This is a genomic window from Mesorhizobium sp. WSM4989, assembly GCF_029625795.1.
GTDB lineage: Bacteria > Pseudomonadota > Alphaproteobacteria > Rhizobiales > Rhizobiaceae > Mesorhizobium.
In genome coordinates, this window is the sequence record NZ_JARTVN010000004.1 from 37,744 (window position 1) to 50,726 (window position 12,983).

9 protein-coding genes and 3 pseudogenes are annotated in these 12,983 nt (G+C 62.1%); 11 read left to right on the forward strand and 1 reads right to left on the reverse strand.

Going from position 1 to position 12,983, the window contains the following annotated elements:
* Window positions 1-26 precede the first annotated feature (26 nt).
* The 5 genes and pseudogenes from bioB (at window position 27) to P9217_RS27320 (ending at window position 5,035) form a co-directional block, all read left to right on the forward strand.
* Window positions 27-1,024, forward strand: a pseudogene (gene bioB, locus P9217_RS27300) (biotin synthase BioB).
* Window positions 1,021-2,159, forward strand: a pseudogene (locus P9217_RS27305) (8-amino-7-oxononanoate synthase). Before bioB ends, P9217_RS27305 begins: the two co-directional pseudogenes overlap by 4 nt.
* Entirely contained in the window at window positions 2,156-2,791 is a 636-nt protein-coding gene (gene bioD / locus P9217_RS27310) for a dethiobiotin synthase (RefSeq protein ID WP_278055535.1), read from the forward strand. The pseudogene P9217_RS27305 and the gene bioD overlap by 4 nt, the downstream one beginning before the upstream one ends.
* Window positions 2,791-4,055: pseudogene (locus tag P9217_RS27315) on the forward strand (adenosylmethionine--8-amino-7-oxononanoate transaminase). The gene bioD and the pseudogene P9217_RS27315 overlap by 1 nt, the downstream one beginning before the upstream one ends.
* Entirely contained in the window at window positions 4,052-5,035 is a 984-nt protein-coding gene (locus P9217_RS27320; RefSeq protein ID WP_278055536.1) for a beta-ketoacyl-ACP synthase III, read from the forward strand. The pseudogene P9217_RS27315 and the gene P9217_RS27320 overlap by 4 nt, the downstream one beginning before the upstream one ends.
* 530 nt (window positions 5,036-5,565) lie before the next feature.
* On the opposite strand, the gene P9217_RS27325 is transcribed toward P9217_RS27320, so the two are convergent.
* Window positions 5,566-6,294, reverse strand: a complete 729-nt coding sequence (locus P9217_RS27325) for a GntR family transcriptional regulator (protein ID WP_278055537.1) — start codon at window positions 6,292-6,294, stop codon at window positions 5,566-5,568.
* A 321-nt stretch (window positions 6,295-6,615) separates the two neighbouring features.
* Here P9217_RS27325 and P9217_RS27330 point away from each other — a divergent pair, with 321 nt between their 5' ends.
* The 6 genes from P9217_RS27330 to P9217_RS27355 all read left to right on the forward strand — a co-directional run bounded on the left by P9217_RS27330 (window position 6,616) and on the right by P9217_RS27355 (window position 12,978).
* On the forward strand, window positions 6,616-8,028 hold the full coding sequence (locus P9217_RS27330; protein WP_278055538.1) for a DUF4147 domain-containing protein: 1,413 nt from the start codon (window positions 6,616-6,618) through the stop codon (window positions 8,026-8,028).
* Window positions 8,015-9,322, forward strand: coding sequence for an enolase (locus P9217_RS27335; protein ID WP_278055539.1), 1,308 nt, complete (start codon window positions 8,015-8,017; stop codon window positions 9,320-9,322). The genes P9217_RS27330 and P9217_RS27335 overlap by 14 nt, the downstream gene beginning before the upstream one ends.
* A gap of 34 nt (window positions 9,323-9,356) precedes the next feature.
* A complete protein-coding gene (locus P9217_RS27340) occupies window positions 9,357-10,478 on the forward strand; it encodes a tyramine oxidase subunit B (protein ID WP_278055540.1) in 1,122 nt (373 codons plus the stop codon).
* A 384-nt stretch (window positions 10,479-10,862) separates the two neighbouring features.
* Window positions 10,863-11,621: an amino acid ABC transporter ATP-binding protein gene (locus P9217_RS27345; protein ID WP_278055840.1), complete on the forward strand. Its 759-nt coding sequence runs from the start codon at window positions 10,863-10,865 to the stop codon at window positions 11,619-11,621.
* A gap of 14 nt (window positions 11,622-11,635) precedes the next feature.
* The gene (locus P9217_RS27350) at window positions 11,636-12,304 is read left to right on the forward strand and encodes an amino acid ABC transporter permease (protein ID WP_278055541.1); all 669 of its coding nucleotides are present in this window, start codon (window positions 11,636-11,638) and stop codon (window positions 12,302-12,304) included.
* Window positions 12,305-12,309: 5 nt separating this feature from the next.
* Window positions 12,310-12,978 carry an amino acid ABC transporter permease gene (locus tag P9217_RS27355; RefSeq protein ID WP_278055542.1) on the forward strand — a complete coding sequence of 223 codons (669 nt, stop codon included), beginning with the start codon at window positions 12,310-12,312 and terminating at the stop codon, window positions 12,976-12,978.
* The last annotated feature ends 5 nt before the right edge of the window (window positions 12,979-12,983 follow it).

A 12,983-nucleotide genomic window follows, 5' to 3' on the forward strand; every position in this document is an offset into this window, starting at 1 on the left:
GCCTAAACTTTGAAAATGGATGTGGCATGAACGCGGAACTCTGCCTGAACGCAGCCGTTGGGCCGTTCAACATGACATCGCCTCAATGGACCCGAGAGGTGGCCCAGGCCATCCACGACTTGCCCTTCAACGACCTCCTCTTCCAGGCGCAGACCATTCACCGCCAGAACTTCGATCCAAACAAGGTCCAGCTCAGCCGGCTTCTCAGCATCAAGACGGGCGGCTGTCCGGAGGATTGCGGCTATTGCAGCCAGTCGGCGCACCACGAAAGCGGGTTGAAGGCGTCGAAGCTGATGGAGGTCAGGCGCGTCATCGCCGAGGCGACCAAGGCACGCGACGCCGGCGCCACCCGCTATTGCATGGGCGCCGCCTGGCGAAATCCCAAGGGGCGCGACATGGATGCGGTCGTGGCGATGGTCGAGGGCGTCAAGGCGCTGGGCATGGAGACCTGCATGACGCTCGGCATGCTCGACCTCGGCCAGGCGCAGCGGCTGAAGGAGGCCGGCCTCGACTACTACAACCACAACTCGACACCTCCGAGCGCTACTACTCAGAGATCATCTCGACCCGGACGTTTGCCGACCGGCTGGACACACTGGCCAATGTCCGCGACAGCGGCATCAAGGTCTGCTGCGGCGGCATTGTCGGGATGGGTGAAGAGCCGGTGGACCGGATCGACATGCTGGTGACATTGGCCAACCTGCCGAAACATCCAGAAAGCGTGCCGATCAACATCCTCATCCCGATCGCCGGCACCCCGCTTGCCGATGCCAGGCCGATCGAGCCGATCGTGTTCGTGCGCGTGATCGCGCTGGCGCGCATCATGATGCCGAAATCGCATGTTCGGCTTTCGGCCGGGCGCACCGCCATGACCGACGAGATGCAAGCGCTGTGCTTCTTTGCCGGCGCCAACTCGATCTTCGTCGGCGACACGCTGCTGACTGCGGACAATCCCGGCGAGGACAAGGATAGCCTGCTGTTCCGCCGCCTCGGCATCGAGCCTATGGAACTCGAGGCGCTATGAACGGGGCACCGCTTGCCCGCTATGACGCGACCTTGCAGGGACTGGCGCGCAAGGACCGGTTGCGGACACTGTCGCCGCGCTCCGGTCTCGATTTCTCGTCGAACGACTACCTCGGCCTCGCCGCCTCGAGAAGGCTTGGCGACGCGGTTACGGCGGCGATCGCGCGGGGCACCCCGGTCGGCGCGACCGGATCTCGGCTGCTGCGCGGCAACGCGCCGGAACACGAGGCACTGGAGGCGGACGCGGCGGCGTTCTTCAGAGCCGACCGCGCGCTGTTCTTCGGCACCGGCTACATCGCCAATTTCGCCCTGCTGACCGCCCTGCCGCAGAAGGGTGACCTTTTGGTCCTCGACGAATTGGCTCATGCCAGCATGCATGAGGGGGCCCGCGCTGGCCGCGCCGAGTTCAAGCTCGCCGTGCACAACGACGTCGATGCCTTCGAGGATGCAATCACGCGCTGGCGCGCCGAAGGCGGCACCGGGCGCGTCTGGATCGTGGTCGAAAGCCTCTACAGCATGGACGGCGACCGCGCGCCGATGGAGGACCTGGTCGCGCTTGCCGACCGGCACGAGGCCTTCATCGTCCTCGACGAGGCGCATGCCACCGGCGTCTGGGGGCCCGACGGCCGCGGCCTTGCCGCCGCTTTCGAGGGTCGCGACAACATCGTCGCGCTCCACACTGCGGCAAGGCGCTCGGCGCGGCCGGTGCGCTCGTCACCCGGCCGGGACTGCTGTGCGACTATCTCGTCAACCGCTGCCGGCCCTTCATCTATTCCACCGCCCCTTCGCCGCTGATGGCCGTGGCAGCGCGCGAGGCGATTGCATTGCTGTCCGACGAGCCCCAACGCCGTGCCCAGCTGCAGGACCGCGTTGCCTTCGCGGGCCGCCGATTGGCCGAGCGCTGCGGCGTGGCCCCTAGCGGCTCGCAGATCCAGCCCTTCGTCATCGGCGACAACAGGCGCACCATGGCGGTGTCGGCGGCGCTGCAGGCCCGCGGTTTCGACATACGCGGCATTCGCCCGCCGACGGTTCCCGAGGGCACGTCGCGCCTGCGCATCTCGCTGACGCTCAACGTCGAGGAAGCCGACATTTCGGCCATGGTCGAGGCGCTCGTCGAGGTGTTGGCCTCGGCATGACCAAGCGCATCGTCATCACCGGAACCGATACCGGCATCGGCAAGACGGTGTTTTCGGCGGGATTGGCCGGCCTGCTCGACGGCTTCTACTGGAAGCCGGTGCAATCGGGCCTCGACGGCGAAACCGACAGCCAGGTCGTGGAACGGCTCGCCGGCCTGCCGCCGGGGCGCGTGCTGCCCGAAGTCTATCGGCTGAAGGAGCCGCTGTCGCCACATCGTTCAGCCGAACTCGACGGCGTCGCGATAGACGTCGCAGAGCTGTCGCTTCCGGACCTGCCGGGCCCGATCGTCATCGAAGGTGCCGGCGGACTGATGGTGCCGCTCAACCGGCGCACCAAGTTCATCGACATATTCGCTCAGTGGCGGGTACCGGTCATCCTGTGCGCCCGTACCAAGCTCGGCACGATCAACCACACCCTCTTGTCGATCGAGGCGCTCAGGGCCCGTTCCATCCCGCTCATCGGCATTGCGTTCATCGGCGACGAGGTGGCCGATACGCAAAGAACAATCGTGGAATTCAGCGGCGTTCGCCAGCTTGGCAGGCTGCCGCTGCTCGATCCGCTGACGAGTGGGACGCTGCGGGAAGCGATGATTGCCGGCTTCGACCTCACAGCGATCGCGGGAGGCGAATGATGTCGCAGTCCAGTGTGTGGCATCCCTTCACGCAGCACGCGCTCGAGTTCGCCATCCCCGAGATCGTCCGGACCGAAGGCGCCTACCTCCCCAAGGCCGACGGCACGCGCATCCTGGATGCCATTTCTTCCTGGTGGGTCGTCACCCACGGCCACCGCCATCCCCGCATCGTCAAGGCGATCGAGACGGCCGCTGCGAGCCTCGACCAGATCATCTTCGCCGGCTTCACCCACGAGCCGGCCGAACGGCTGGCCAAGGCGCTTGTCGGCCTCGCGCCGCCCGGCCTCGACTGGGTGTTCTACTCCGACAGCGGCTCAACCTCCGTCGAGGTCGCGCTGAAGATGGCGCTCGGCTATTTCCGCAACATCGACGCGCCGCGCTCGCGCATCGTCGTCATGGAGCACAGCTATCATGGCGACACGATCGGCACGATGAGCGTCGGCGCCCGCGGCGTGTTCAACGCTGCCTACGAGCCGCTGCTGTTCGAGGTCGACACCATCCCGTTCCCGGCCACCGGGCGAGAGCAGGAGACGCTCGATCGGTTCGAGGCCGCTGTCGCGACCGGCGCGCGGCCGCGCTGATCGTCGAGCCGCTGGTGCTCGGCGCCGGCGGCATGCTGATGTATCCGGCCTGGGTTCTGGCCGAGTTGAAAAAGATCGCACAGGCCTCCGGCACGCTGTTGATAGCCGACGAAGTGATGACCGGCTGGGGTCGCACCGGGACCATGTTCGGCTGTGAGCAGGCAGCGATCTCTCCGGACATACTGTGCACCTCGAAGGGGCTGACGGGCGGCGTTGTCCCGCTGGCCGCAACGCTTGCGACCGATGCCATTTTCCAGGCCCACTATTCGACGGACCGCAAGAAGACCTTCTTCCACTCGAGTTCCTACACCGCCAATCCGATCGCCTGCGCGGCGGCACTCGCCAATGTCGAGATCTGGCATGACGAGCCGGTGGCTGAGCGGGTCGCGGCCCTGGGAGCAAAACAGGCTGCTGGGCTTCGGCGTTTTCGCGACAACCCTCGCTTCACTGACAGCCGGGTTACCGGCACGATTGCGGCCCTCGATCTGCGCACCGGCTCCGCCGGCTATCTGGCCGAGATCGGGCCGAAGCTGCGCGCTTTTTTCCTCGAGCGCGGACTGCTCGTGCGTCCGCTCGGCAATGTGCTGTATCTCCTGCCGCCCTACTGCATCACCGGCGAGGAGCTGGATGGTCTCTATCACGCCATTGAGGAGGCCGGCGAACGCTTCGGCGCGAAGCATTGAGCCGATCGTCGCGCATCCTCGGGTTCGGCCATCATGCGCCGGCGCGCAAGGTCGAGAACCCGGAGATCGAAAACCGTCTCGGGCTCGAGCCCGGCTGGATCGAGCGGCGCACCGGGATACGGTCGCGCTTCTGGGCCACGGAAGGAGACACGCTGTCGGGCCTTGCCACGCAAGCCGGCGACATGGCGCTGGCCGATGCCGGCACCGACCGGAGCGATATCGGCCTGTTGTTGCTTGCCACCTCGACGCCCGATCACCTCTTGCCGCCGAGCGCGCCGCTGGTCGCGCATCGGCTCGGGCTCGGCCGCGCCGGCGCGATCGATCTCACCGGCGCCTGCGCCGGCTTCATCTATGCGCTGATGTTCGCGGACGGCTTCACCCGCCTGCACGGCAAGGCGAGCCTGGTCATTGCCGCCAACATCCTCAGCCGCCGTATCAACCCGGCCGAGCGCGCCAGCGCGGTGCTGTTCGCCGACGCCGCCGGCGCCGTGGTGATCGGTCCCTGCGAGGATCCCGACCGGGGCATCCTCGGCGCATCGGTGGATTCCGACGGCTCTCGCTACGGACTGATCCAGATTCCGGCGGGCGGAAGCAACAAGCCCTTCCACGCCGACCTCGACCTCGCTGAGACCCGGATGACCATCACCGACGGCCGCGAGGTGTTCGCCAAGGCGGTCGAGATGATGACAGCCTGCTCGCGGGACGCGCTCACTGCAGCCCGAATAGAGCCGCAAGACATCGACCGGTTCGTGCCGCATCAGGCTAACGCCCGGATTTTCGACGCGGTCGGCAGGAACCTCGGCATTGCCGACCATGCAGTCGTCAAGACGATCACCGACTACGGCAACTCGTCCGCCGCGACGATCCCGCTGTCGCTGTCGCTCGCCAATCAGGCTGAGCCGTTTCGGCCGGGCGAGAAACTACTGCTGGCGGCGGCGGGCGCCGGGCTCAGCGGAGGCGCTGTCGTGGTCGGAATATAGGCGGTTAACCGTCTGCGCCGCGAGGGGACGGTTGCCCGAATCGAGGATGAAGTGACCAGCGGGCTAACAGGCCGTGGATCGGCTTCGGATATGACCAGGGGCACCGTAGGCAACCTCCGCGGCATACCGGGCGATCCGGCAATGAGAGCCGCCGCCATCATCGCCGAAAAAGCGCCTGGTCGGCGTCAAAATTACCGCCCCAGTGAGCGCCAATAGTCCAATAGCAATAGAGGACCATACCGGTCCTCGCTACGACACGACGCATTGTCAGGCTTCAATAACAACGTCCGCTGTTGGCGTGGCCTGGCAAGAAAAGCATGACACGTTGCCGGCGTGACTGAAGTCTATCCGGTGCATGCACTCCCCGCCAAGAATGCGTAACTCGCAGGATTCACATTTTCCTGCTCGGCACCCGTTAGTCATCTCGATCCTGCGGAGTCGGTAGACTCGGGAAGCGATCCTGTCGCGAGTCAAGGTCAGCGTCCTTCATGGCCGCTCGGATCGGGTCATTAAGTTGGTCCGCCCTCGACCTACTTGAGGCTAGCAGCTTCTCGCGCCTGCAGTTCAAGCCTTTTCAAATGCTCAAACAGAATGGTGCCCTCCCGCTCATTGTGAGCCGCGGCGGCTTCAACAGCGCTCTTCTCATCGCCACGGAGCAGCGTGTCGATGATCGGAGCGTGCTGCGAAAGGATGTCGGCCGGGTCTTGGACTAGCTCGTCACTGGACCGAATGTATATGCGGGCCTGATGTTCGATCAGGGAATACTGGTCCCGCAGTCGCCCATGTTGGGCCAAGGCCACGATCGACTTATGAAGGTTCATGTCTTCCTGCGCGATGGCTCTATGATTGTTGCGCTTTGCACAGGCGGCCTTCAATCGTTCGTAAGCCGATCTCAGCGCTGCCGCCACTCGCCCATCAGGATCGTTGTTCCTCACACGTAGAGCGACCAGCCGGCTAGCCAGTGCCTCCAGGCTGGCTCTCAAGGTATAGAGCTCCCAAGCATCGTGTGAACTCAGTGTCATGACGGTCCATCCGGTGTAGGGCACCTGCACGAGAAGGCCTTCCTGCACTAGCTGGTGGAAGGCGGTGCGAATCGTGCCGCGCGACACTCCGACCTGCTCGGACATCAATATCTCGGTGAGCCTCGACCCAAGAGGTATGTCGCCCTCCAGTATTGCCTCGCGCAGCCTATCGGCTGCCTGGGCTTCAGTGCTGCGCTTCTGCACTTTCTTCACGGAGAATGCCGAGCCTGAATCCATAAGCGCCCCCAATTGCGAGCCCGCACGCTGGTTTTTGGAAACGACCGGTGAGCGACGCTCCGAGGGACCTCACGAGTTCCACCCATCAGGGCTAGCCCTGCGCCGAGATGGCCGCGACGCTGCCGACAGCGCAGCAGTCGATTCCAACATAACATTCCATGCCCCGGTTAGACAGGCGCAGATTCTCGACTATCCAAAAATCAATCGTCGGTCAATTGATTGTTTGACAATCGACAATAAGTGAGGCATTAGTCCTCTCGGCTACGGCAGCTCGCAACGTGCAAGCGGCCGCCCGTTAACCGAACCAAAGCCGAGTTCTCAATGTCGAAAATTCGCAACCTCGAAGAGATCCTGTCACGGGGTGAGATTGCGTCGCGAAGGATAGTCGCGGAGATTGCCAACCGCACTCTCGAGCGGCTCGACAGCTACCAGCGCATCCGCACGCTAATGCGTCTGGAGGGCGACACGCTTCATATCGGCGTGCGGTCTTGGGACCTGTCGCTTAAGCGCAACGTGTACCTGTTTGGCGCCGGGAAAGCCTGCAACCACATGGCCATGGCGGTTGATCACGTGCTGGGCGACCATCTGACGCACGGAATCGCGATCGTGAAAGTTGCGGAGGAGACCGACCGCTTCAACAAAACCGAAGTGTTCGTAGGAGGGCATCCTCTTCCAAACGAGGAAGGCCTTCGCGCGTCGAGAAAGATGATCGAAATCATCGATCACTCAGGCCCGGACGATCTGTTCATCGTGGTCATCAGTGGCGGCAGCTCGGCCTTGATGTCCTGTCCCCGGGACGGAATTTCGCTGCAGGACGAAATAGACGCAACCAATGTCCTGCTGAAGTCGGGTGCCGGCATCTTCGAGATCAACGCCGTGCGTCGCCACATCTCGGCTCTGAACGGCGGCATGCTGGCAAAGCGCATCCAAGACGTCGGAGCTGAACTGATTGGGTTTGGCATCAGCGACGGCGTCGGGTCGCCTGCGACGGGCGACGTTGCCGTTCCCTATACCGCTTACAAAAGCACGCCGATGGGCCCCGATCCGACGACGTTGGACGATGCCCGCGCGACGATCGTCAACCGCAATCTATCCGATCGCATGCCGAAAAGCGTTTTCGACTACTTGATGAACGCCGGACCGGAAGCGGAGACGCCCAAGGCCTTTCCGGACAATACGTACTTCCTTCTCAACACGCTGCCCGACTCCTGCATCTACGCCAAGGAGATCTGCGAGGAGATGGGGATTCCGGCCATCATCGTAACGTCTTTCCTTGAGGGTGAAAGCCGCGACGCCGGCACATTTTTCGCCTCCCTGGCCCGGGAGATTCAAACGTATGGAAACCCCGTGAGGGCTCCCTGCGTGCTGCTGAGCTCCGGGGAAGTCACGACGCAGATCCTGGACGATAGCGTGATCAACGGGCACGGCGGGCCAGGCCAGGAAATGGCTGTGGGCTTCGCCATCGCAGCCGACAAGAGCCCAGGCGCCTGCCTGTTGTCGATCGACAGCGAAGGCACGGACGGCACCACTAAAGTCGCCGGCGGCATCACCGACTCCAGTTGCCTGAAGGCCGCGAAGGGCAAAGGCATCAACCTCTATCAGGCATTGCGCGAGCATAGCTGCTTCGAGGCGCTCGACGCCATTCAGTCCACGGTCTTCACGGGCAACACGGGCACCAACCTATGCGACCTAAACATCCTTTACGTTCCGGATTTGAAGCATGGCCAGCGATAGACAAGACGGGATTGCGTCCGTAAGGGCGCAGCAGATCATCGACTGCAAGTGCCGCCCCGCCGTCGAAGTCGAGGTCTGCACCGAAAGTGGCGCGATCGGCCGTGGCGCGGCGCCAACCGGTACCTCGGTGGGAATGCACGAGTCCTTCGTCCTGCGCGACGGCGACCCTTCCACCTACGAGGGGCTCAGCGTCCACAAGGCGGTGCACAAAGCCACCGACGTGATCGGTCCGGCCTTATTGGGGATGAATGTCTTCGACCAGCGCGCGATCGACCACAGAATGATCCAACTCGATGGCACGCCGAACAAGCGGAACCTCGGGGGCAATACCATCTATTCGGTGTCGATCGCGACGTTCCGCGCTGCGGCAGCCGCGCTAAACGTGCCTCTTTACGACTACATCGCCGGCGGCAACATCCAGACCGTGCCAGTGCCTTGCTTCAACATCGTCAACGGCGGCCGCTACGAGCAACTGACGCAAGCGTTCAACGAATTTCTGATCGTTCCGTATGGCACCGACAGCGTCGACTTCGCAATCGAGATGGCCGTGGCCGTTTTCCGCAAACTTGGCGAAGTGCTGACCAGCTACCTCGGTCACAAGCCACACGTCGCAAGCTCATATGGCTACGCGGCCCCGTCAGACGATCCGGCGGTAGTCCTGGGACTCATGCAACAGGCGATCGATGCCTGCGGGTACACTGGCCGGATCGCGTTTGCTCTCGATTGCGCCTCGAGCGAAATATACGATGCGCAGACGCGGACTTATTTGCTGAAGGGCAAGCGGATCAGCTCCGACGAGTTGATCGCATATGCCAGGTCGCTGACCGAAACATTCGATCTCGTCTTCATCGAAGACCTGCTCGATGAGAATGATTGGTCTGGCTTTCCAAAGGCGGTCCAGGAGATTCCGCGGACCATCATCCTTGGTGACGATCTGACGGTCACCAACGCCGGCCTGCTGCAGAAGGCCTTTGAAACTCGCGCCATCGGCGGTTTCGTCCTGAAGCCCAACCAGGTAGGCACGGTCACCGAGGCACTGGACGCCTACTACTTGGCCCAGAAGCACGGAATAATCGCAGTTCCGTCAGGACGGTCCGGCGGGGTCGTCGACGATGTCGTCATGGACTTCTCCGTGGGCCTGCAGGTTCCGTTCCAGAAGAATGGCGCGCCGCGTTCGGGGGAGCGTATCGAGAAGTTGAATTTCCTGATGCGCGCAAACGCGCGCAGCCCGGGCTGCCACCTCTACGACATATCGAACTTGCTGCGTTTTGGCCGCGACGCATCGGCCGCATGAACAGTCTTCACTCACCTAAACAAGGGTCGCCCAGATGTATCCGAAAATCGACTTCCTCTACCTCTCTGAACCCGACATGATCGAAGCCGGCGTCCTGGATGCAAAACGCTGCGTCGAGGTTTGCGAAGAGACCTTCGCCCTCCTCGGCAAAGGCGACTATTTGATGGGCGGAGCAAATCACAACAATCACGGGATGAACATCGTCTTCCCGAAGACGTCGGAGTTTCCCAACATGCCCGTCGCCGGACCGGACCGTCGCTTCGCGGCGATGCCTGGTTACCTCGGCGGGCGCTTCGATGTCTGTGGCAACAAGTGGTACGGATCGAACCACGCCAACGCCGAAAAGGGATTGCCGCGGTCGATCCTTACCATGATGCTCAACGACAAAGACACAGGCGCCCCGCTCGCGCTGATGTCGGCCAATCTCCTCAGCGCCGCAAGAACCGGGGCCGTGCCAGGCGTCGCGGCGAAGCATCTCGCGAACAAGGACGCAGAGACCGTCTCCGTGATCGGTTGCGGCCCGATTAACAAGGCCTGCTTCACAGGCGTCATGACGCAGCTCTCCAACGTCAAAAAGGTCGTTTGCTTCGACCTGTTCCTTGACAAGGCGAACGAGTTCGCCAGTTGGGCAGCCGAGAAGTACGGAGTTGAGGCGGTGGGCGTTGACGACGCCGAAGCAGGCTTCCGCGGCGCCGACGTCATCACCATCGCGGCTTCGCGGCTCAAGCCACTCCATTTCAAGGACGAATGGATCAAGGAGGGGGCCACCCTGCTGGTCTCAGGCCCGGTCAATGCGGACGAGTCGTTCCTGACTAAATGTGGAATCGTCTACGACCATACCCCGCTGCAGGAAGCCTATGTCGAGGACGCTATCGGCTCCGGCAACAAGGACGCCTATTACAGCAACGTGATCGGTGGGCCGTTCTATCGGCTGATCGACGCCGGCAAGCTCCCGGCGCTCAAAGACTCGACTGGCCTGGGCGACGTGGTCAACGGCAAGAAGCCCGGCCGCCGGGGCAAGAAGGATCGCGTGATCTTCATCGCGTGCGGGATGGCTGTCTTCGACATAAGCTGGGGTTTCGAGCTGTATAAGACCGCTCAAAAGAAGGGACTTGGGACATCGCTGAACCTCTGGGACCGACCCAGCGGACTTTGATCGTCAGGCATTCGACCGCGATTTCGCCGTCCGGCGGGGCCAGCGTTGCGCATTATTACCGACTAATTTTTCAACGCGAGGGGACGGGCTGGCCAGCGGGCGCGCACGCGCGGTCGCTGGCTTTGTGCCGCACGTTGACGCGTGAAAGCTACGGTGGACAGCGTGGAAGGCGCTGTTCTGAGCGATCTTCAAGCAAGCATCACAAAGCTCTTGACTTTGTCGACATAATGAAGACATTAAGTCGGTAACCCTCTGAGTACCTGCTTGGCACTTGCCAGGCGCATAAGAAAGGCCGCTGTTCAAAGCGGCCGGGGAAATGGTCGGGAGCGATCAAAGTTGCTTCCGAAAACATCCCGCGTGTCGGGACTAGGCTGGGAGTTGCAAGTGAGCGATCAACCATTCGTATCGGTTCGTGGCCTGCAGAAGAACTACGGGGCGCTCAAGGTGCTCGACGGTCTCGACCTGAACATGAATCGCCGCGACCGGATCCTGGTGATCGGGCCAAGCGGCGGCGGCAAGAGCACGCTTCTACGCTGCCTCATGGGCCTGGAACAGATCCAGGGCGGGAACATTTCGATCGATGGCGCCAAGTACATCGTCGGCGGACCCCGCAAGACGCAGATCAGCGCTGACATCCAAAAGCAGATCGGCATGGTGTTTCAGAGCTACACGCTATTCCCTCACCTGACGGTGCTCGGGAACCTCACGCTCGCCCCAATCAGGTCTCGAGGCGTCAATCGGGAAAAGGCCGAGGCGCGCGCTATCGAACTGCTGCGGCGCTTCGGGCTCGAGTCCAAAGCGAAGGCGTTTCCGGCTGCCCTTTCTGGTGGCCAGAAGCAGCGCGTGGCGATCGCGCGCGCACTGATGTTGGATCCCAAGCTTATGCTCTTCGACGAGGTTACCTCGGCTCTTGACCCCGAACTGGTCAACGAGGTCATCGCCATGATCACCGAACTCGCCGACGGCGGCATGCCGATGATGATCGTCACGCACGACATGTGGTTCGCGAAGAAGATCGCGACACGCGTGATATTCTGCGCCGGCGGGGTCATCGCGGAAGACGCGCCGCCAGAAGAATTCTTTGCCTCTCCGAAGACGTCGAGGGTGCGGGATTTCATTCACAATGTCTTGCACGCCGACTGAAGGAGACGGCGACCATGCAAAACATCGATTTCTTCTATGTGATCAACAGCTGGCCGATGCTGGTCCAAGGATTGGTAGTTACGCTCCAGCTGACGCTATGGGCGAACGTGATCGGGCTTGTCGCCGGGTTCCTGCTTGCGTTCCTTGCGAACGCGCCGATCGCGCCTGTCCGCTGGATAGCCCGGCTGTACATAGACTTTTTCCGGTGCACTCCGGTGCTCGTCCAGGTCGTTTGGTTCTTCTTTTGCATTCCGATGCTGTTCAATGTTTTCTGGTCGCCGGTATTTATGGGCATCCTGATCCTGGGCATGAACCAGACGGCATTCAACGGCGAGGCATTTCGCGCAGCAATCCAGTCGATACCTAGCGCGCAGAAGGATGCCTGCGTCGCGCTTGGCCTAAATCCGTGGACACGGATCTTCCACGTAATCTTGCCTCAAGCGTTTCGGACAGCGACACCTGTGCTCATCACCAACGCGATCGGCATTTTCCAGCAGAGCTCGCTCGTCGCGCTCGTGGGCGTCGCAGACCTCATGTACCAGGGCAAACTCCTCTCGACGCAAACCTACCGTCCGATTGAGACCTTCACGTTTCTCGCGGCGTTCTACCTGGTCATCGCCGTGCCGTTCGGCCGGCTAGCCGCATATTTCGAACACCGCAGCGAACGTCAGAGCAGGGTTTGACGGCAATGGCTGATCTGGATTTTTCCGTCCTTGTCACTTACCGCGACGCACTTCTCCGAGGCCTGCTCTACTCGATCGAGCTGACGGCCCTGTGCGGGCTGGCGAGCCTCTTGTTTGGTTTCGTGATCAGCCTTGGAAGGCAATCCAGCCTCGTTCCAATCCGTTGGTTGTCGTCCCTGTACGTCGAGATTTTGCGCGGAACGCCCGTCCTCATCACGCTGTTCTGGGTATTCTTCTGTTTTCCGTTACTTTTCGGCGTGGAGTTTGGACCTTTCCTGTCGTCGTTCATCGCCCTGACGCTTTTCACATCGGCAATCACCAGCGAATCCTTTCGGTCGGCGTTGAAGTCGATCGGCCGCGACCAGTACGACGCCTGTAAGGCGCTGGGGCTTTCGGCATTTACGCAGGCGACGTTTGTCGTGGCGCCGCAAGCCGTCATCCGGGCGATTCCGAACTTGATGTCGAACCTCGTGAGCCTGTTCAAGGAGAGCGCACTCGTCTCGGCCGTCGGGGTGGTGGAGCTGATGTATACGGCTCAAAACATATCGAACATCACCGCGAGACCCGTGGAGGTTCTGACCACGGCTGCTCTCATCTATTTCGTCATCGGCTGGACTCTCACCCGCCTGGTGAACGTCCTTGAGAGGCGTCTGCTTTTCCGGATGAGCGTCTAGCCACC

What these genes read in the sequence shown, in the direction of transcription:
- P9217_RS27355 (WP_278055542.1), top strand. Translation starts at nt 12,310, where the DNA reads ATGGCTGATCTGGATTTTTCCGTCCTTGTCACTTACCGCGACGCACTT.
- P9217_RS27330 (WP_278055538.1), top strand. Translation starts at nt 6,616, where the DNA reads ATGTCGAAAATTCGCAACCTCGAAGAGATCCTGTCACGGGGTGAGATT.
- P9217_RS27340 (WP_278055540.1), top strand. Translation starts at nt 9,357, where the DNA reads ATGTATCCGAAAATCGACTTCCTCTACCTCTCTGAACCCGACATGATC.
- bioD (WP_278055535.1), top strand. Translation starts at nt 2,156, where the DNA reads ATGACCAAGCGCATCGTCATCACCGGAACCGATACCGGCATCGGCAAG.
- P9217_RS27325 (WP_278055537.1), bottom strand. Translation starts at nt 6,294, where the DNA reads ATGGATTCAGGCTCGGCATTCTCCGTGAAGAAAGTGCAGAAGCGCAGC.
- P9217_RS27335 (WP_278055539.1), top strand. Translation starts at nt 8,015, where the DNA reads ATGGCCAGCGATAGACAAGACGGGATTGCGTCCGTAAGGGCGCAGCAG.
- P9217_RS27350 (WP_278055541.1), top strand. Translation starts at nt 11,636, where the DNA reads ATGCAAAACATCGATTTCTTCTATGTGATCAACAGCTGGCCGATGCTG.